A 20,137-nucleotide genomic window follows, 5' to 3' on the forward strand; every position below is an offset into this window, starting at 1 on the left:
AATCAGTGCTGCGGCGCAGCATGATGCATATTGTGCCAAGGCGCGCGGAACAACCGCGGTCTCGTTTCGCTTGGGCGCAAACGGGATAGAACGCCCATTTGGGGGCGCAAGGCCGGCGCAAGAAATGGATCAGATGTGACACGGGGCAATTCGGCACATTGCGCAACCGCAGGGCAGACCGCCCATGGCTGAACCGCCACGTCCGCTGGTCGACACGGCCGATGGTTACACTTTCAAGCCGCATGAGATGCCGATCCTGCCCGGATCGCCCGCCAATCCCGACCACCCGCCACGCCGCCGCGCCGCCTATCTGGCGATCGGGGTCTATATCGGGCTCGTCGGCGGGGCGCAGAACGGCTTTCTGCTCGCCAACAACGCTGCGCTCCAGGCCGAATTCGCGCTGACCCCGGTGGAGGCCGGCTGGATGTCGGTCGCCTTCTACGCGACCTATGCCTCGATGAGCATGCTCTTGTTCCGGGTTCGGCAGGAATTCGGCATCCAGCTGTTCGTGCGCTGGGCGATGGCGGGGCTGGTCACCGCCAATCTCGTCCAGTTGATCGGGCCGGGCTATCACGCCGAGTTGGCCGCGCGCGCTGTCGCAGGGATTGCGGCAAGCGGATTGTCGGCGCTGGCGATCTATTACCTGATGCAGGGGCTTCCCCCTGCGGTCAGAACCGTGGGGCTGGTGCTGTCGCTTGGCCTGTCGCAGATCGCCTTCCCGCTGGCGCGCGCGATATCGCCCGCGCTGCTGGTCGATGGCGACATGTCGCGCGTGTTCCAGTTCCAGTTCGCGCTGTCGCTGGGGGGGCTCGGGCTGGTGTGGCTGTTGCGATTGCCGCCCGCGGTGCGCAAAGTGACCTTCGAGAAACTCGACATTCCCAGTTTCGGCCTGTTCATGCTCGGCGTCGGATCGCTGTGCGCGTTCCTGATCCAGGGGCGGATCCAGTGGTGGGACACGCCATGGCTCGGCTATGCGCTGGCGCTGGCGGTGTTGGGGCTGGGCGGGTGCCTGCTGATCGAGGCCAACCGCAAATCGCCGATGCTCGACCTTTCGTGGCTGTCGAGCCGCGCGGTGCTGAACATCGCGCTGGTGGGCGCGAGCGTGCGCATTCTCGTGGCTGAACAGGGCTTCGGCGCGACCGGGCTGTTCACCGCGCTGGGATACGGCAACGATCAGCTGGTAAGTTATTTCTGGGTGCTGACCGGCGCGACCGCGGGCGGGATGGTCGCCTCGGTCGCGCGGCTCGATCCGCGCGATCTGGTGCGCCCGGTGCTGTTCGCGGTGCTGGTGATCTGCATCGCCGCCTTTGCCGACACCCGCGCCGGGGTGCTGAGCCGGCCCGAGGATCTCTATCTCAGTCAGGCCGCGATTGCCTTTGCCGCGGTGTTTGCGATGGGGCCGGTGATGATGGAAGGCATGCTGCGCGCGCTCGCTGCGGGGCAGAATTACGTGGTCAGCTTCATCGCGGTGTTTTCGCTGTCGCAATCGATCGGCGGTCTGGCGGGGGTGGGGCTGCTATCCGCATTCCACACGATCCGGCTGAAGACGCACCTGATCGATGCCGGATCGACGCTGACGCTGACCAACAGCCAGCTTTCGCAGGCGATGACGAATGTTGCGCGCCGCACCGCGCCGTTCCAGACCGACAGCGCCTTGGTGCAGCAGACCACCTCCGCCACCATCTCGCAACAGATCGGCCGCGAGGCGGCGGTGCTGGCCTTCAACGATGTTTTCTTCCTCATCGGCGCATTGTCTGCGATCACGCTTGCCGTGATGCTGGTGCCATGGGTCAACAACAAGATCCGCGGGCGCAATCCGCTCGCCAAGGAACTGGCCTTTATCGAGGCCATGCGTGCAGGAACCAAGCCATGAACCCATCCCATCCGCAGCCGGACACCGCCGACATCCCGCGCAGCAGCGATGCGCCCCCGGCACAGACCGAGAAGGGCTGGTCGCCGCAGATCACCAGAAAGCGGGTGATCCCGGCGGTGATCCTGCTCATGGCGGGCGCGCTGGTGGCGATGGCGGCATGGGGCCTGCCGCCCTTCGGTGGCAGCGACGAGACCACCAACAACGCCTATGTCCGCGGGCGCACCACGATCGTCAGTCCGCAGGTGGCAGGCTACCTGGTCGATGTCACCGTCACCGATTTCGAGGAGGTGAAGGAGGGCCAGTTGCTCGCGCGGATCGATGCCACCCCGTTTGAAGGCAAGGTCCAGCAGAGCGATGCCAACATCGCCGCGCAGCAGGCAACGCTTGCCAACAGCCAGCAGAGCCTGCGTTCGGCACAGGCGCAGATGCAGTTGCAGGACGCCGCGGTGGCGAGCGCGCAGGCGGGCTATCTCAAGGCGCAGGCCGACATGAACCGGATCAACGATCTGGTCGACGAAGGCTCGGTCTCGCTGCGCGAACGCGATCAGGCGCTCGCCGCGCTGCGTCAGGCACAGGCAGGCGTGCGGCAGGCACAGGCGCAGCGCGCGATCGCCGAGGAGAACGTGCGCTCGGTCAAGGTCGGCCGCGGCGCGCTGGAGGCGCAGGTCGCGGGCGCCAAGGCTTCGCGCGATCTGGCCGCCTTCGAATTGTCGCGCACCGAGATCCGCGCGCCGCGGGCGGGCAAGCTCAGCGAAATCACCGCGCGCGAAGGCCAGTTGGTCAGCGCCGGCACGCAGCTGATGTCGATCGTACCGGACGAATTGTGGGTGGTCGCCAATTTCAAGGAAACCCAGACCGAGAAGATGGCGGTCGGCCAGCGCGCCACGCTGGCGATCGACGCGCTGGGCGGCGCGCGGCTGACGGGCAAGGTGCAGAGCATCGCGCCCGCCGCCAGCAGCGAGTTCAGCATCGTCAAACCCGACACGGGCGCGGGCAATTTCGTCAAGGTGCCGCAGCGGATCGCGGTGCGGATCGTGCTCGATCGCGGGCAGGCGGCGGCCAAGCGGCTGGGGCCGGGCATGTCGGTGGTCGCCACCGTGCATACCGGGGAGTGAGCGCGATGCGTAAATCCACCATCGCCGCGCTTGCCGGAGCGCTGCTGGCGTCCGCCTGCGCGCCGGCGTTGCGCGAGGCGCCGCTTGCAACCGCGGCATCCGCGCCCGCGCAGTGGCGCACGCCGCTGGCGGTGACCGCTCCGGTCGAGGCGGACTGGTGGCGCGGGTTTGGCGACGTGCAATTGTCCGCGCTGGTCGAACGCGCGCGTGCGAACAACCCCGATGTGCAGCTTGCCGCCGCGCGGGTCGAGGAAGCGCGCGCGACCGAAGCCGGATCGCGCGCGCTGCTGCTGCCGACCCTCGGCGCAGGGCTCGACGGCGGGGCCCGGCGCGAGGTCAGCCCGTTCGGGCGCGGGCAGGAATCGCTGGTCGCACAGCCCGCCTTCCGCGCAAGTTACGAAATCGACCTGTTCGGCAAGAACGCCGCGCGGATCGACGCGGCCGAGGCCACCACCGCCTCGCGCGCCGCCGAGGAAGAGGCCGCGCGCCTGTCGGTCACTGCCGCCACCGCGAGCGGTTACATCACGCTGCTCGCGCTCGACGCGCGGTTGGTGGTGCTGGGCGAGACGGTGACCGCGCGCGCGCAGGCGCTCAAATTCGCGCGCGACCGGGCGGAGGTCGGCTACACATCGCAGCTTGAATTGCGGCAGGCCGAAGCCGAATACGAAGCGGCGGTGCAACTGATCCCGCAGATCAAGGCGCAGATCGCGCGGCAGGAAAATGCGCTCGCCGTGCTGACCGGCGAATTGCCCGGCGCGATTGCGCGCGGCGGGCGGCTTAGCGATCTCGACATGCCTGCGCCGCCGCAGGTGCTCCCGTCCGAGCTGCTGCGCCGCCGGCCCGATATCGCCGCCGCCGAATACCGCATTGCCGCTGCTGATGCGCAGATGCGCGCCGCGCGCGCGCAGTTCATGCCGTCGATCAACTTGGCTGCCAATGCGGGTCTGGCGATTTCCGACCTGCTGGCGAACCCGATCAGCGTCTGGTCGCTGGGCGGCAGCATCCTTGCCCCGATCTTTCAGGGCGGACGCCTGACCGCGCAGCTCGACGGCGCCACCGCACAGCGCGATCAGGCCGCGTGGGCTTACCGTTCGGCGGTGCTCAATGCCTTCCGCGAGGTCGAGGACCGTATGGCGGTGTTTGCCAATCTGGCTGAACAGGAGCGTTCCCAGCGCGCCCAGCGCGCCGCGGTCGCCGATGCGCTGCGGCATGCAGGCAATCGTTACCGCGCAGGCTACACCGCCTATATCGAACAGGTCGATGCACAGCGCGCATTGCTGGGGGTCGATCTGTCGCTGATCCAGACCCGCGCGGACGAGCTGACGACGCTGGTGGGGCTGTATCAGGCGGTCGGCGGCGCGCCGCAGTAAGGCGTTCGCAACACCCTTGGCATTTGGCGACGATCCGGCATATCGCTTGCCGATAGAAAACGTCACGAGACAGGGGAAATTCGGGGATGTTGAAGGGAACGCGCGTCGCGCGTAACGTTGGCGTATGGGCGCTGCGCGTCCTCGCCGCGGTGCTGATCGCCGGATCGCTGGCCAGCGCCACGCGGTTCGAACAATGGTGGATCAGGGTGTGGGATTTCCCGCGGCTCCAGATATTCATTGCGATGCTGGTGCTGCTGGTGCTGACAGCGCTGTTCGACCGCAAGACCCGCCCGTGGTTGCCACTGGCGCTGGCGGCCTGCGCGGGCTGGCAGGCCTATCGCATCTTCCCGCACAGCTTCCTCGCTCCCACCGAAGTCGCCTCGGCCGATGCGCGCAGCAAGGACGCCTCGTGCCTGCGGGTGTTCGCCTTCAACGTGTTGCAAGACAATCGCGATTATGCCGCCGCGCTCGAACTGATCCGCGAGGAAAGGCCCGACATCCTGCTTTTGACCGAGACCGATGCGGCATGGGCCGAAGCGCTGGAACCCGTGCTGAAGGCCTATCCGCACCGGCTCGACCGGCCACTGCCCAACACCTACGGCATGATGTTCGCCTCGCGCTTCCCGATGTCGGACGCGGCGATCCGCGATCTGGCGAAGCCCGATACGCCTTCGGTGATGGCAACGCTGAAAATCGATGGTCAGGCGGTGCGCTTCTTCGGCATCCATCCGCACCCGCCGCGGCCCGGCAGCGACACCGATGAACGCGATTACGAATTGCTGAAAGTCGGCAAGCTGCTCGAACAGGAACGGCGTCCGGTGCTGGTGCTGGGCGATTTCAACGATGTTGCCTGGTCGAACACGTCGGAACTGTTCAAGAAGACCGCGCGCCTGCTCGATCCGCGGATCGGGCGGGGCAGCTATGCCACTTTCCCGTCGAACATGATCTGGCTGGCATGGCCGCTCGACCATGTGTTCGTGAGCGAGCATTTCCTGCTGAAGGACATGCGGGTGCTGCGCGATGTGGGATCGGATCACCGTGCGATCGTCAGCGACCTGTGCCTCGACCCCTCGCGCGCAAAGGCGGTGAACGACACCCCCGAAAAGGCCGACGCGGGCGACCGCGAAGATACGCAGGACATTTCGCAGGATTACGTCGAGGCGAGACAGGAAAAAGCCGCCGGTAACTGAACTTGCAGTCACCGGCGGCGTTTCGTCCTGTCAGGCGGCGTTACGCCAGATCGCGGACCTTGGGTTCGCGGTGCCAGTGGCGGATCGCGCCGGTCTTCATGAAGTCCTCGGGATCGACGATACCGTCGTCGGGCTCGATATTGGCCTTGGGCAGCAGGTGCTTGCGCGTGCCTCCGCAGGCGCCGATCGTCTTGCAGTGGAACCATGCATCGGCAAACCACGCCACCGCGCCGACATCCTGCGCGAGCTTTTCGGCGCGTTCGGGCATCAGGATCGCGACGACCGCATCGAACATCACCGAAGGCGTGCCCGCAAGCTGACCATCGGCCTTTAGCGTGCCGCCCTTGACCTTCAGCGGCCCGATCTTGGGCGCGACGAGGAAGCTGGTTCCGCCCGCCTTTTCGATATCGGCGACCAGCGTGTCGATCGTCTCCTTGTTCGATCCTTCGTCGAACAGGATGCCGACCTTGCGTCCTTCAAGCGTCGCCTTGGCGTTCTTCTGGATCGACAGCGCATCCGACGTGCCCAGATCGACCGGCTCCTTGGCAGCCTTGGCCTTCTTTGGCAGATCGATGCCGAGCCCTTCGGCCACGCGCTTGGCCAGATCCTCGTCGATATTGCGCAGGCGAGCGATGACCGCCGTCGGGATATGCGGGATCGACACCTTCGACAATTCGAACACGATCGCCGATGCGATATGCGCCTGCTCGTTTTCGGTCTGCGAAAGGTAGAACATCCGCGCTTGGCTGTAGTGATCGGCGAAAGTTTCCGGGCGCACGCGCAGCTTCTCGGTCGGATCGTTGCGCTCGCCGTTCTCGCGGAACGAGCTGAAACCGGTTTCAGGGCAGGCGCGAGGGCCGCCGTCCTCACCGGCCTGCGCCAGCGTATTGGGTTCGTAATTGGCGCGGCCCTTGGGCACCAGCGTCTGCATCATTCCATCGCGCTGCATGTTGTGGAACGGGCACTTGGGCGCGTTGATCGGGATCTGGTGGAAGTTGGTGGTTCCCAGCCGCGACTTCTGCGTGTCGAGATAACTGAACAGGCGGCCCTGGAGCAGCGGATCGTTGGAAAAGTCGATGCCTGGCAGGATGTTGGTCGGCAGAAACGCAACCTGCTCGGTTTCGGCGAAGAAATTGTCGACGTTGCGGTTCAGCGTCATGCGGCCGATCACCTCGACCGGGATTTCCTCTTCAGGAATCAGCTTGGTCGCATCGAGCACGTCATAGGGCTGTTTCGCCGCCCAGGCCTCGTCGAAGATCTGCACGCCCAGATCCCATTGCGGGAAATCGCCCGCGTCGATCGCTTCCCACAGGTCGCGGCGGTGGAAGTCGGGGTCGGCCCCGGCGATCTTCACCGCTTCGTCCCAAGTCGTGCTCTGGAGGCCGAGCACGGGCTTCCAGTGGAACTTCACGAAGCGGCCTTCGCCCTCTGCATTGATGAAGCGGAAGGTGTGAACGCCGAAGCCTTCGATCATCCGTAGCGAGCGCGGGATGCCGCGGTCGGACATCGCCCACATCACCATATGCATGGTTTCGGGCATCAGGCTGACGAAATCCCAGAAGGTGTCGTGCGCGCTGGCGGCCTGCGGATAGCCGCGATCGGCCTCCATCTTCACGCTGTGGACGAGATCGGGGAACTTGATCGCATCCTGAATGAAGAACACCGGGATGTTGTTGCCGACCAGATCCCAGTTGCCTTCCTGGGTATAGAGCTTGACCGCAAACCCGCGGACATCGCGCGGGGTGTCGACGCTGCCCGCGCCGCCCGCGACGGTCGAGAAGCGGACGAAGACGGGGCAAGTGGTGCCGACTTCCTGGAACAGTCCGGCGCGGGTCCATTCGGGGATCGCGCGGGTGACTTCAAAGGTGCCATGCGCGCCCGATCCGCGCGCGTGGACGATGCGCTCGGGGATGCGTTCATGGTCGAAATGGAAGATCTTCTCGCGCAGCACGAAATCTTCGAGCAGCGTCGGGCCGCGCGTCCCTGCACGCAGCGAATTCTGATTGTCCGCAATGCGGTGGCCGTGGTTGTCGGTCAGATGAGCGGGGCCATCCGAATGGTCGCCGTCAGCGGCGATATCCTGATGCAGTTCGCCCGCATTGCCGGTGTTGTCGGTGAAGGCCGCCGAGCCCTGGCCCTGCTGGTGATCGCGCAGCGCGTTGCCGGTTGCAGGCGATGTATCGGCGGGGGTGGGTTTGCGGGCCATGATGGGTATCCTCGAAGCGGTAAAAAGGAAAAACCCGGCAGCGCGGCGGGTTGGCGCTGCGCTGCCGGGCGGTAAATCAGTCGTACTGGTCGGCGAGACGATCGGCCATGCGCTCGCCTTCGCGGATTTCATTCAGTGCGGTCTGCACGACGGTGCGCGTGGTCGGATCAAGGTCGGTGGCCTTGAGCACTTCCTCGAACTTCTCGGCAAGGTAGTCTTCGCCTTCCTCGACGCGGTTCACCGCAACCTTGTCGCCGTTGGCGAAGAGGTCGGTGAGGTCCATCCATAGACGGTGGAGGCCGCCGGTCGCGGTGCCCTTGGTGACGAGGTTGCCGCCCAGACGGGTCAGTTCGGCATTCAGCGTATCGAGCGTCTTCTGGCGCTTGGCGGCCTGTTCCGACAGGATGCGCTTCAGTTCGGGCGACTTGGCGGTTTCGCCGGCCTTGCGATAGCCTTCGACCGAATCGTAGGTCGTGTCGATCAGCGTTTCGAGCGAAGTGGTGTCGAATTTCATGGCAGTTCCTTCATGCGTTGGCGCCGGATCTGTGTCCGGCTGTGCCCACTCAAGCAGGGTCGAGGCGATGATGTTCCACCGGGTGCGGGCAAATTGCCGCGATGTGTTTTCTTCACGGCAGGATGTGCGGGATTGCAGTCGCTTGCTCTCACACGGTGCACATCAGAGCGTATCCGCCCGCGCATGCGCGGAACTCTGCGGCACATCGCGCGCTTCTGTAGGCAAAGGAGATCGGTGTGACCCAGACGTTGACAGTAAATGGCGAGGTGCATGCGCTGCCCGATGATCCGCGGGTCTCGCTGCTCGATTTCCTGCGCGATGGCATTGGGCTGACCGGCACCAAGAAGGGCTGCGACCACGGCCAGTGCGGCGCGTGTGCCGTCATTCTCAACGGCGTGCGCATCAACAGCTGCCTGACGCTGGCCGCGATGCACGATGGCGACGAGGTGACCACGATCGAAGGGATCGGCACCCCCGAAGCGCCCTCGCCGCTACAGAAGGCGTTTCTCGACCATGACGGGTTCCAGTGCGGTTATTGCACACCGGGACAGATCTGCTCGGCGACCGCCCTGCTCGATGAGATGGATGCCAACTGGCCCAGCGATGCGAGCGATGATCTCCTCGCCCGGCTGACGATCACCGACGAGGAAATCCGCGAGCGGATGAGCGGCAATCTGTGCCGCTGCGGCGCCTATGCCAATATCGTCGCGGCGATCCGCGAAGTGGCGGAGCAACGCGCATGAAACCCTTCGCCTACACCCGCGCCGGTTCGCTCGCCGAGATTTCGCAGCACACCGGCGATGCCTCAGCGATGTTGATCGCCGGCGGCACCAACCTGATCGATCTGATGAAATTGCAGGTCGAAACCCCTGAAACGCTGTGCGACATTTCGCGCGTCGGGCTGACCGATATCGCAGACACCGACGATGGCGGGCTGACGATCGGCGCACTCGTCACCAACACCGATACCGCGGTGCACGAACGCGTGCGCAAGGATTATCCGGTGCTGTCGCGCGCGATCCTTGCCGGCGCGACACAGCAGCTGCGCAACAAGGCAACCACCGGCGGCAACCTGTGCCAGCGCACGCGCTGCTTTTATTTCACCAACCTCGACCAGCCGTGCAACAAGCGCGAGCCCGGTTCGGGTTGCGGCGCGATCGAGGGCATTGCCAAGCTGCACGCAATCCTCGGTACAAGCGATCAATGCATCGCCACCTATCCAGGCGATATGGCGGTGGCACTCACGGTGCTGGGCGCATCGGTCGAGATCACGGGCGCAGACGGCGCCGAGCGCAGCGTTCCCGTGGCCGATTTTCACCTGCTGCCCGGCAATACGCCGTGGCGTGAAAACGTGCTTGAGGACGGCGACGTTATCACCGCGGTCACGCTGCCCCCGCCGGTGGCGGGCCGACAGATCTATCGCAAGGTGCGCGAACGCTCGTCCTATGCCTTTGCGCTGGTGTCGGTCGCGGCGATCATCGACATGGAGGACGGGAAGATCGCGCGCGCCGATCTCGCCTTTGGCGGGCTGGCGCACAAGCCGTGGCACGATCAGCGCCTCGGCGAACTGCTGGTGGGCGAAGCGCCGAGCGCAGGCCTGTTCGACAAGGCCGCCGATCTCCTGCTCGAAGACGCGCGCGGCTATGGCGAGAACGACTTCAAGATCCCCCTGACACGCCGGACGCTCCGTGCCGTGCTCGAAGATGCGACGGGAATGACAACATGATGATCGCCCACGAAAAGCAGGACAAGCCCGACAACGCCAATCGGCTGGACGGGATGAAGCAGGGCGTGCTGGGCAAGCCCGTGTCGCGGCTCGACGGGCTCGCCAAGGTCACCGGCACCGCGCTTTATGCCGCCGAATATCCGGTGCAGGATTGCGCCGAGGGCGTGCTCATCACCGCCACGATTACGCGCGGCGTGGTCAACGCGATCGACAAGAAAGCCGCGCTGGCGATGCCCGGCGTGATCGCGGTGATCGACGATCCGCGTCTTACCACGCGCGCCGCGCAAGGCACCGCCGACGAAGCCCCGCAACAGAACCCGGCCCGCGTGGATTACTGGGGCCAGCCGATCGCGCTGGTCGTCGCCGAAACCTTTGAACAGGCGCGGCATGCGGCAAAGCATATCGTCGTCGACTACGGCGAGGAGATCAATCCGCCGCTCGACCCCGAAACCGCCAAGACCGAAGAACAGACCGAAGAAACGATCAGCCAGGGCGATCTGGACGCAGCGATGCGCGATGCCGCGCACAGCGTCGATGTGACGATCCGGACCAAGGGCCACGCGTCTGCCGCAATGGAACCGCACGCCGCGATCGCCAGCTGGGACGGCGATGATCTGACGGTGCACGCATCGCTCCAGATGCTCAATTACAACATCACCGAACTTGCGGACGCACTGGGCATCCGCGAACAGCACATCCGCTTGATCGCGCGCTATGTCGGCGGCGGGTTCGGATCGAAACTGGGGGTGAGCGAGGAAGTCGTCGCCGCCGCGATCGCAGCCGAGCAGATCGGCCGCCCGGTGCGGGTGGTGATGACCCGCCAGCAGGTCTTCGAAACGATCATGCGCCGCTCGGAAAGCAAGCAACGCCTGCGGCTCGCCGTCGATGCGGCCGGAAAGATGACCGGATTCGGCCACCATGCGCTGGTGAGCAACCTGCCGGGTGAGGATTTTGCCGAACCGATCCTCCAATCCTCGCACTTCCTCTATGCGGGCGAAAACCGCGAGCTGAAGCTCGAATTGGCGCGCGTCCACATGATGACCGCAGGCTCGGTGCGCGCGCCGGGCGAAGCCGTGGGGATGCCCGCGCTCGAGGTTGCGATGGACATGCTCGCCGAAAGATCCGGGATCGACCCGGTCAAGCTGCGCCTGATGAACATTCCGGACAAGGACCCCGAAAAGGGCATTCCCTTCTCCAGCCATACGCTCGCCGATTGTCTCAATCAGGGCGCCGAAGCGTTCGGCTGGAACAAGACGATCCGCACCCCCCGCCACACCCGCGAGGGCGAATGGTGGGTCGGCACCGGCATGGCGAGCGCGGCGCGCGTCCACAACGTGATGGAAGCCAAGGCGCGCGTGACGCTGAAAGCCGATGGGACGGCGGTGGTCGAAACCGACATGACCGATATCGGCACCGGCACCTATACCATCGCCGCGCAGGTCGTGGGCGAAATGCTGGGCCTTGCGCCCGACCGCGTGCTGGTCGACCTCGGCGACAGCCGCCATCCGCGCGGGCCAGGCTCGGGCGGAAGCTGGGGCGCGCCCTCGATCGGCTCGGCGCTCTATGTCGCTTGCAAGGCGATCCGCGAGGAACTGGCTGAGCGGCTCGGCGTCGACGAACCCGAACTGGCGCTGCGCGACGGCAAGGCGGCAAGCGGCACCAGCCTCGTCGAAGTGCTGGACGGCAAGGATATCGCCAAGATCGGCCATTACGAACCCGGTGCGATTGCCGAAGATTTCACCGCTTCGGGCTTCGGTGCGTTCTTTGCGCAGGTGCGCGTCAATCACTTCACCGGCGAAACGCGGGTCGATCGGATGCTCGGCGCGTTCGGGTTCGGCCGGGTGCTCAATGACAAGACTGCGCGCTCGCAATGCCTTGGCGGGATCACGTGGAGCATCGGCACCGCGCTGACCGAAGCGCTGGAGTTCGATGGCCGCGATGGCCACCTCGTCAACCGCGATCTTGCGGAATACCACGTCCCGGTAAACCGCGACGTTCCGGAACTCGATGTCATCATGGTCGAGGAACGCGACGGAGCGGCCAGTCCGATCCAGGCCAAGGGCATCGGCGAGCTTGGGATGTGCGGCGGCGCTGCCGCGATCGCCAACGCGATCTACAATGCCAGCGGCGCGCGGGTGCTCGAATTTCCGATGACGCCCGACCGCGTGATCGCGGCGATGCCCGACTGATTCCGGCGAGGGGGCGGCCTTGCGCCCCCTCTCACCCGGTCAGGGTGCGCCCGGCCCGATATAGCCGAGCTGGCTGGCGCGGAACACCGATTGCGCGCGGTTGACCGCGTTCAGCCGTTCGCACGCGCGGGTGATGTGGTAGCGCACACCGGCATGGCTGCAGCCCAGAATGATGCTGATCTCGTAATCGGTCTTGCCCTGCGCGATCCAGCTCAGGCACTCGACCTCGCGTGGGCTCAACTGGCACGCGGGCGGAAGATAGCGTGTGTCGCGACACAACCCGACATAGCCGCGCACGAACCGCCGGATCGCGGGCGCCAGCGTATCGGGCAGGGTATCGAAGACATCGTCGAGGCCCGCGGCAGGATCGGCTGCGCTGAGGACCGCTGCCCCGATCTGGCCGAACGGCAGGTGGACGGGCACCACGATCGCGGCAGCAAAGCCGGTGCGGGCGGCAAAATCGCCCTGCGATCCGCGCGCGGGCAGGGGATCTGCCCAGATCCCGCGTACGCCGCTGCCATCGATTAGGAACGGCTCGCTCTCCATCCGGCAAGCGCGCAGCACCGGGTTGTGGAGCGCACGCTCGCGGCATTGCCAGGGGGCAAGCGTGTCCTCGTCCCAGCCGAACACCGCGGAATTGAGCGCCGCGCCCGAGGCATCGACCATCGGTGCAAGGCTCGACAGATCATCCCACAGCATCAGCCGCAGACCCAGCCGCCGAACCTCGCGTGCAAGACCGAGCGCTGCGGGAAGGATCGCCGCACGGTCGCGGACCGTGACCAGATCGATCAGCGCCCGCGGATCGGGTGCGCGATCGAAACGATGCAGTTCGAGAACATTGGTGGCCAATTCGCATCTCCCGTGGCGCCATACGGCAGGTGGAGGGATCAGACCGGAGCGCAACCGCGCTTCCGCAGGACCGGAAGACTTGCGCAAGCGCGGCGACGAGTCCAATGCAATGTTGCAAATTTGCAAAGCGCAACTTTGCAAAGTGGGAGACTGCCTCATGTCGGTGCGCCAACGCCTGTTTGCCGGAACCCAGCTCAAGCAACTGCGCGAAAAGCATGAATTGCGGCAGGCCGAACTCGCCGCGCAACTCGGCATCAGCCCGTCCTACCTCAGCCAGCTCGAACATGACGACCGCCCGCTTACCGCCAAGCTGGTCGAACGCGTGGCGCGCCAGTTCCCGCTCGACTGGCAGGATTTCCGCAGCGACGATACCGAACAGCTTGCGCTGACGCTGCGCGAGGCGCTGGCCGATCCGCTCTTCGCCGCGCCCTTCGCGCCCGATGCGATCGCGCGGCTGGCCGAGCAGCAGCCCGGTTTTGCCAAGGCCTTCGTCGCGCTCCATGCAAGCTATCGGCGCACCACGCAGCGGCTCGAAATGGTCGACGAGGCGCTGACGCTCGATGCCGATGACGATGCGCGTCTGCCGTGGGAGGAGGTGCGCGACTGGTTTCATCTGTCGAACAACTATGTCGACCTGATCGACCGTTCGGCCGAAAGCCTCGCGCATTCGATCGCCGGGCCGGACGGGGTCGCCTCGACCGAGGCGCTGCGCCGCCATCTTGAGGATGCGCACGCGATCAATGTCGCGATTGCCCCCGGCGAGGCGCTCAGACGCTATGACCCGCGCGCCCGCGTGCTGCATGTCGCCGCGGCGCAGACCGGGCCGAGCATCCGGTTCCAGATCGCCTATCACGTCGCCGCCACCAGCCTCAGCGCGGCGATCCGCGAGATTGCCGAAAGCGCGCGGCTGAAAAGCGATGCCGCGCGCGAACTGCTCACCATCGGGCTGGCTAACTATGCCGCGGGCGCGCTGCTGATGCCTTACGGCGTATTCCGCCGCTCGGCGCGCGACTGCCGCCATGATGTCGACCGGCTGGCGCTGCTTTACCAGACCAGTTTCGAGCAGACCTGCCACCGCCTTTCGACCATGCAGCGCGAGGGCGAGCGGGGCCTGCCGATCTTCTTCTGCCGGGTCGACATGGCGGGCAACATCACCAAGCGCCATAGCGCCACCCGCTTCCAGTTCGCACGCTTCGGCGGGGCGTGTCCGCTGTGGGTGGTGCACGAGGCCGCCGCGATCCCCGACCGCATTCTGGTGCAGGTCGCCGAAACCCCCGATGGTCTGCGCTACATCTCGATTGCCAAGGGGCTGGTGAAATCGTCCGGAAGGTTCGACCGCACCCCGCGCCGGTTCGCGGTGGCGCTGGGATGCGAGGTGCAGCACGCCGCCGAATTCGTCTATGCCGACGGGATCGATCTGTTGTCCGAACGCGCGGCGACCCCGATCGGCGTGTCGTGCCGCATCTGCCCGCGGCTCGATTGCGACCAGCGCGCCTATCCGCCCAGCGACCAGCAGATCGCGGTCGACCTGTTTAGGCGCGGGGTGATCCCCTACGAAATGAAGACCTGACCCCGTTGTCACAGCATCGCCTGCAATGCGGGGCTGAGCCATTCCTCGCCGCTGCGCAGGACCATACGGGCGGCAAGCGCGTGCGCGGTGGCAAGCTGCTGCGCGCGCGGCAACGGCGCCGCGCCGAGCGCGGTCGCCCAAGCATCGGCCTGCATGCACGAGGGGTGCAGCACGCTGACCGCCGTGACCGAGCCGATCAACGGCTGGCCCGTCACCGGATCGAGCGTATGCGCGCCGCGCAGATAATCGCCCGAGGTCGCGACCGCGAGGCCGTGCAGCGCGGCCCGCAATCCGGGCAGGGACGCGGCGGGCGGAGCCTCCAGATCGACCCACCACGGATCGCCATCGGGGCGCAATCCGCGCCCCGCGCATTCGCCGCCGATCTCGACCAGCGCATGGCGCACGCCCCGCGCTGCGAGCAGATCGACCACTGCATCCACCGCAAAACCCTTGGCGATCCCCGACAGGTCGAGCCATACCCCGCCGGGCTGGTGCAGTGTCGCGCTGGCCGGATCGAAGGCGAGCCTGTGCCACCCGCATGCCGCACGCGCTTGCGTGAGCGCGGCGAGCGAAGGCGGTGCGGGAGCAGGGTTGGGGCCAAGCCCCCAAAGGTCGGTCAGCCGTCCCAGCGCGGGGTCGAATGCTCCGCCGCTCACCCGCGCCACCGCGAGCGCGCCGGCCATCACCTGTGCAAAATCGCGCGGCAGAGTGATCGTGCTGCCCGCCGGCGCGGTGTTGAAGTGCGACAGCAGCGAGGCATTGTCCCAATGGCTCATCTGCGCGCAGATTGCCGCCAGCCGCGCGGTAACCGCCTCTGTCAGCGCCGCCTCGCCCGCGGCGTGACCGCCGGATAGCGCCGCTTGCACCGACCACGTGGTTCCCATCGTCTCCCCGCCGAACACCGCCACCCGCGCTGCTGGATCGTGCCCGGCAAAGACTGCCGGGTCGATTGCGACAGGAACCGCGATTCGCGACGGCGCGGCGGCGGCGATCACGGTGCGAGGACTTCGAGCGTTGCGGTGTAGGTCATCCGCCGCTTGGCGGCCTTGGGGTTTTGCGGCTTGTCGTCGCTGGCCACCGCGTTGAGCCAGTAGAACCCCGCGCCCGGCCATTCGATCGTGATCCGCCCTTCGGCATCGGTGGTCAGGCTTTGCGCAGCGCTGTCGCTGCGATAGCGCCGCCCGCCGGGGATCACGTCGACCGCGAGGCCGGCGGCTGGCTGGCCGTCGATCAGGAACCGGAACCGCGCAGGCTCGCCGGCAACCAGATCGGTGGGGCGGGTTTCAGGGACGAATTCCAGCCCCTTGCCCGCCGGCGCGAATAGCGCATCGTCGGGTGCGCCCGCGGTGACGAAGAATTCGTTGCGGCCCGAGGTTTCGGTGAGGTCGAGATCGGTCGCGCCTGCGGGCAGTTCGTCGATACTGGCGATGCTGCGCGGAGCGGGTGCCGGGGCCGCGCCGGGGGCAGGCGGCGGGCCGCGGCGGCGGCCAATCGTCCACGCCTCGCCCTCGACCTTGAAGCTGCCCGAAATCCCGGCGGTCTCCATCCCGATCCGCCAGGTGCCGGGCTTGTCGATCCGCACATCGAAGGTCGAACGATAACGCAGCCGGCCGGCGTTTTCGACCGCGCCCATCGTCCCGTCGGGCGCCCAGACCTTGACGTTCTCGGCCGGCAACGCGGCGTGGTCCGCCTCAAACGGCGCGGTCGAAGCGCCGGCATCGACCGTCACCGATTGGCCCGTGTCGGACAGGACGGTGGTGGAGGGAAGCAGCCAGGCATTGTGCGCGGCGGCAGGCACGGCGCAGGTCAGCGCAGCGGTGCCCAGCAGGGCGAGAGTGCGGATCATCGAGGTTCTCCTGTTCGTATCGAAAGTTCAGCGGACGGCGATGGTCACGGCGCCAAGTTCGGTCTTGCCTGCAACGCGCGCGCCCTTCGCCGGGATCGTCAGCGGCACCGAGACCAGCTCGCGCCCGCCATCCTCGCGCGCGGCTTCGACGTGGAGCGTGTAGGCGCCGGCGTTCAGCCCCTTGGGCAGCGGGATGCGGTGCGCGCCGGGCGCACGCGTCGCGCCGCTCACGCCGTTGGCGGGCAAGTTGAGGCTGCGCCCGCCCTTGCGCCACCAGGTGCGCAGATCGGCGAGCCACTTGGTCCCCGGCTCGCTCCCGCGCTTGGCCACGTTATACCATACCGCCAGCGTGCGCGCCGGGCCGCCCGCGGCAGGCTCAAGCCACACCGCGACATAGGGCTTGTGATATTCGGCAACCTTCATCTGCGGGATCGTGATGGTCACGCTTTGCGCGGCAGCCACGGCCGGGGCGACCGCAACACCCGCGGCGAGGAGGAGGGGGAGTTTCATAAGGGGCAGGCTCCTTTGCAAAAGGCGTCAGAGGTGGAGGAAGAACAGGATCACCACGACCGGCACGGCGACCCCGATCCCGACCAGCGGCCAAGTCGATGGGCGGCGGCGTGCGTGGAGTTGCAGGAGCAGCAGCCCGGTGACGGTGAAGATGATTGCAGCAACCGCGAGCGCATCGATGAACCAGAACCACGCGGTGCCGGTGTTGCGGCCCTTGTGGAGATCGTTGAGGAAAGACACCGCGCCGCGATTGGTGATTTCGGCCTCGATCCGGCCGGTGGTGCGGTCGATGCTGGCCCAGGCGTCGCGCCCGGGGCCGGGCACGGTGAGATAGACCTCGTCCGCCGACCATTCGGCAGCGCGCCCGCCGGCGGCGATCCCCGTCACAGCTTCGAGATCGCGCGCGACCCGCGCAGGCAGCGGGGCAAGGCCGCTGTCCCGCGCCCCGGCCAGCGCGGTTTGTGCCGCGGGCGAGAGCCGGTCGTTGATCTGCCGCACTTGCGGTTCGCCGCCGATGCTGGCGGCATGGTTCAGCGTGATCCCGGTGACCGAAAAGACGAGGATCCCGGCCAGCGACACTGCCGCGCTTATCCAGTGCCAGGTGTGCAACTGCTTCGACCAGAACTGGCGCGAGCGGGTCTTGCCGGCAGCGCGCAGAGGTTTGGCGGTTCGCGCCGCAGGCAGCGCGGTGCTGCGGTTGTGCGAAAGGTTGCTTGCCACGTCGGTTCGGGTCCTTGCGATGTGAAATCAGGCTGTTCTCGGCACCCGCGCAATCGCCGGGCCGGATGGAAAAAAAGGGACGGAAACGGTGGCTTGGCGGCGCCGGACAGTATGTCCGGCGAGCCAGTGCACCGCGTCAGGGAATCATCGCCTAACACCGCAATTCCTTTTTGACAATGAGAGTGACTCGCAATAGCAGGACGGCATTGTTCATCCCCCTGACAGGAATTGCCATGTCCTCCACTCGCCTTGCCCCGCAGCTTCTCGCACTCGGCTGTGTCGGTGCTGCCGCCTTTGGCATGCCCGCAGCCGCGCTGGCGCAGGACACCGCGCCCCAGCCAGAACGGCGGCTGGGAACTATCACCGTGACCGGCACCGTGATCGAAGACAGCTACAGGCCTGACACCGTCGCCAACCCGCTCGTCACCCAGCCGCTGCGCGACACGCCGCGCACTGTCACCGTGCTCGACAAGAGCTTCCTCGACGATACGCAGGCGGTCAGCTTCAGCGATGCGCTGCGCAATGTGCCGGGCATCACGCTGGGCGTGGGCGAGGGGGGCGCAGGCTCGGGCGATTTCATCAATCTGCGCGGGTTCGATGCCAGCAACGACATTGCGATCGACGGCTTTGCCGACCGCCTGCAATACAGCCGTTCGGACGTGTTCAACCTTGAACAGATCGAGGTCTATAAAGGCGCGAACACCGCATTGTCGGGCGCGGGCGGGGCGGCAGGATTCATCAACCTTGTTACCAAGCGCGCTGCGGCCGAAACCTTCGCCAATGCCGATCTCAGCGTGGGCAACCGCGGCTGGCGGCGCGCGACCGCGGACGCCAATGTGCTGCTTGATGAGGCGCGCGGGATCGCGGCACGGATCAATCTCATGGCGCATGATCAGGATGTCGCGGGGCGCGATCATGTCGGCCGCTCGCGGTTCGGGATCGCACCGTCGCTGGCCTTCGGGATCGGGCAGGACACGACGCTGACCGCAAGCCTCCAATATCAGGAGGACGACAACCTGATCGACTACGGCGTGCCGCTGCTGGCCAGCGGCGCGGCGGCGAATTTCCCGCTGTCGAACTATTATGGCTGGCGCAATATCGACCGCGAGGAGCAGCAATTGCTGATCGCCACGGTCACGCTCGATCACCGGATCAGCGATGTCGTCAGCCTCAATGCAGGGTTACGCTGGGGCGAAGTGCAGCGCGAGGCGGTGTGGTCGACCCCGCGCCCCGCCAGTCAGGCAAGCCTGCAGGCCGCAGTCGATGCCATCGCGGCGGGCAACACCGCAGGCGCGCTTTACACCATCGGCGGGCCGCAGGGCTTTGGCCGGATCAGCCGCAACGAAGTCGCCGCCGCGCGTGCCGGGGTCGTGATTGACCACCCGGTGCGCGAAGGCGGGATCGGCAACAGCCTCGCGATCGGCGCGGAGATCAGCCGCGAAAGCCTGACCCGTGACACCATCACCACCACCGGGCTTGCCGGCACACAGCGCAACCTGTTCGCGCCCGAACCCGACTTTGCCGGGCCCTTCACGCAGAGCCGCACCTATGGCCTGTTCGACAACACCGCCGATCGCCTCGCGGTCTATGCCTTCGACACGCTCAAGATCGGCGAGGCACTGCAATTCAGCCTCGGCGGGCGGTTCGAACGGTTCGATGTCACGCTGGGCGGCACCAATTACGCGATGCTGACCACCCGCGACTTCCGCGAGGACCTGTTCAGCTGGCAGGCGGGCGCGGTTTACAAGCCGGCTGAAAACGCCAGCCTCTATGTCAGCTATTCGGATGCGCGCCAGCCGCAGACGCTGGGCGCGACCGGCACGGGCACCGTGACCACCGCCAATGCCGCGCTGCCTGCGCTGAAGAACGAGAATTACGAGATCGGCGGCAAGATCGACCTCTTCGGCGATCGCCTCGCGCTCGCCGCCGCGCTGTTCCGCAATAGCCGCGTCAACCAGCCGATCACGATCGACGGCGACATCGTGCTGGCCGGACGCCAGCGGGTGCAGGGCGCAGAGGTTTCCGCCACGGGCAACATCACCGATGCCTGGCAGGTCTTCGCGGCCTACACCTATCTCGATTCCGAGATCCAGCGCGCTGCCACCGGCGCGGAACTGACCGTGGGCGAGGAACTGGCCGGCGCGCCGCGGCACAGCGCGACGCTGTGGAGCACCTATGACACCGGGATCGGGCTTCGCGTCGGGGGCGGGTTCAACTATGTCGGCGAATTCAACACCCGCAATTCCTCGGTCGCGAACGCTGCCTGGCAGGGGGGCGATTACTGGCTGTTCAACGCGATGGCCGAATACCGCTTCACCGACAATCTCGCGCTGCAGATCAATGCCAACAACCTTGCCAACGAACGCTATTTCGAGCGGATCCGCGCGACCGATGGCTACGTCATTGCCGTGCCGGGGGAGGGGCGCACGGTGATGGGCACGCTTCGGGTGAGCTTCTGA

General features: G+C 66.4%; 16 protein-coding genes. 9 read left to right on the forward strand and 7 right to left on the reverse strand.

The features are described 5' to 3' along the window. Positions 1-184: 184 nt before the first annotated feature. The 4 genes from A9D12_RS08190 to A9D12_RS08205 all read left to right on the forward strand — a co-directional run bounded on the left by A9D12_RS08190 (position 185) and on the right by A9D12_RS08205 (position 5,548). Entirely contained in the window at positions 185-1,873 is a 1,689-nt protein-coding gene (locus tag A9D12_RS08190) for an MFS transporter (protein WP_068350838.1), read from the forward strand. After that, a complete protein-coding gene (locus A9D12_RS08195) occupies positions 1,870-2,988 on the forward strand; it encodes an HlyD family secretion protein (RefSeq protein ID WP_068350839.1) in 1,119 nt (372 codons plus the stop codon). Before A9D12_RS08190 ends, A9D12_RS08195 begins: the two co-directional genes overlap by 4 nt. Before the next feature lie 5 nt (positions 2,989-2,993). Beyond that, the gene (locus A9D12_RS08200) at positions 2,994-4,358 is read left to right on the forward strand and encodes an efflux transporter outer membrane subunit (RefSeq protein ID WP_068354058.1); all 1,365 of its coding nucleotides are present in this window, start codon (positions 2,994-2,996) and stop codon (positions 4,356-4,358) included. 86 nt (positions 4,359-4,444) lie between these two features. Further along, a complete protein-coding gene (locus tag A9D12_RS08205; protein WP_068350840.1) occupies positions 4,445-5,548 on the forward strand; it encodes an endonuclease/exonuclease/phosphatase family protein in 1,104 nt (367 codons plus the stop codon). Between the two features lie 40 nt (positions 5,549-5,588). On the opposite strand, the gene A9D12_RS08210 is transcribed toward A9D12_RS08205, so the two are convergent. Further along, on the reverse strand, positions 5,589-7,754 hold the full coding sequence (locus A9D12_RS08210; protein WP_082925468.1) for a catalase: 2,166 nt from the start codon (positions 7,752-7,754) through the stop codon (positions 5,589-5,591). A 76-nt stretch (positions 7,755-7,830) separates the two neighbouring features. Beyond that, a complete protein-coding gene (locus tag A9D12_RS08215; RefSeq protein WP_068350841.1) occupies positions 7,831-8,268 on the reverse strand; it encodes a ferritin-like domain-containing protein in 438 nt (145 codons plus the stop codon). A gap of 236 nt (positions 8,269-8,504) precedes the next feature. Between A9D12_RS08215 and A9D12_RS08220 the strand changes: the two genes are divergently transcribed. From A9D12_RS08220 to A9D12_RS08230, 3 genes are read left to right on the forward strand one after another with little or no spacing between them, the layout of a single operon-like run. Further along, positions 8,505-9,011, forward strand: coding sequence for a 2Fe-2S iron-sulfur cluster-binding protein (locus A9D12_RS08220; protein ID WP_082925469.1), 507 nt, complete (start codon positions 8,505-8,507; stop codon positions 9,009-9,011). Beyond that, positions 9,008-9,994, forward strand: a complete 987-nt coding sequence (locus A9D12_RS08225; protein WP_068350843.1) for an FAD binding domain-containing protein — start codon at positions 9,008-9,010, stop codon at positions 9,992-9,994. Before A9D12_RS08220 ends, A9D12_RS08225 begins: the two co-directional genes overlap by 4 nt. Beyond that, positions 9,994-12,183, forward strand: coding sequence for a xanthine dehydrogenase family protein molybdopterin-binding subunit (locus A9D12_RS08230; protein ID WP_068354064.1), 2,190 nt, complete (start codon positions 9,994-9,996; stop codon positions 12,181-12,183). Before A9D12_RS08225 ends, A9D12_RS08230 begins: the two co-directional genes overlap by 1 nt. A 39-nt stretch (positions 12,184-12,222) precedes the next feature. Here the strand turns inward: A9D12_RS08230 and A9D12_RS08235 are convergent, their stop codons facing one another. After that, positions 12,223-13,032 (reverse strand): helix-turn-helix transcriptional regulator, encoded by an 810-nt coding sequence (locus A9D12_RS08235; RefSeq protein ID WP_197489797.1) that lies wholly within the window; start codon positions 13,030-13,032, stop codon positions 12,223-12,225. Positions 13,033-13,189: 157 nt separating this feature from the next. On the opposite strand from A9D12_RS08235, the gene A9D12_RS08240 reads away from it, so the two are divergent. Next, complete coding sequence (locus tag A9D12_RS08240; RefSeq protein ID WP_068350844.1) at positions 13,190-14,602, forward strand: helix-turn-helix domain-containing protein; 1,413 nt, start codon at positions 13,190-13,192, stop codon at positions 14,600-14,602. A gap of 8 nt (positions 14,603-14,610) precedes the next feature. Here A9D12_RS08240 and A9D12_RS08245 read toward each other — a convergent pair whose 3' ends face one another. From A9D12_RS08245 to A9D12_RS08260, 4 genes are read right to left on the reverse strand one after another with little or no spacing between them, the layout of a single operon-like run. After that, entirely contained in the window at positions 14,611-15,597 is a 987-nt protein-coding gene (locus A9D12_RS08245; protein ID WP_231889576.1) for an FAD:protein FMN transferase, read from the reverse strand. Further along, positions 15,594-16,448, reverse strand: coding sequence for a DUF4198 domain-containing protein (locus tag A9D12_RS08250; protein ID WP_068350845.1), 855 nt, complete (start codon positions 16,446-16,448; stop codon positions 15,594-15,596). Before A9D12_RS08250 ends, A9D12_RS08245 begins: the two co-directional genes overlap by 4 nt. Positions 16,449-16,475: 27 nt before the next feature. Further along, the gene (locus A9D12_RS08255; protein ID WP_068350846.1) at positions 16,476-16,958 is read right to left on the reverse strand and encodes a DUF2271 domain-containing protein; all 483 of its coding nucleotides are present in this window, start codon (positions 16,956-16,958) and stop codon (positions 16,476-16,478) included. 27 nt (positions 16,959-16,985) lie between these two features. After that, positions 16,986-17,678, reverse strand: coding sequence for a PepSY-associated TM helix domain-containing protein (locus tag A9D12_RS08260; RefSeq protein WP_231889577.1), 693 nt, complete (start codon positions 17,676-17,678; stop codon positions 16,986-16,988). Between the two features lie 233 nt (positions 17,679-17,911). Here A9D12_RS08260 and A9D12_RS08265 point away from each other — a divergent pair, with 233 nt between their 5' ends. Then, positions 17,912-20,137 (forward strand): TonB-dependent receptor, encoded by a 2,226-nt coding sequence (locus tag A9D12_RS08265; protein ID WP_197489798.1) that lies wholly within the window; start codon positions 17,912-17,914, stop codon positions 20,135-20,137.

Source organism: Erythrobacter neustonensis, from assembly GCF_001663175.1.
GTDB classification, from domain to species: Bacteria; Pseudomonadota; Alphaproteobacteria; order Sphingomonadales; family Sphingomonadaceae; genus Erythrobacter; species Erythrobacter neustonensis.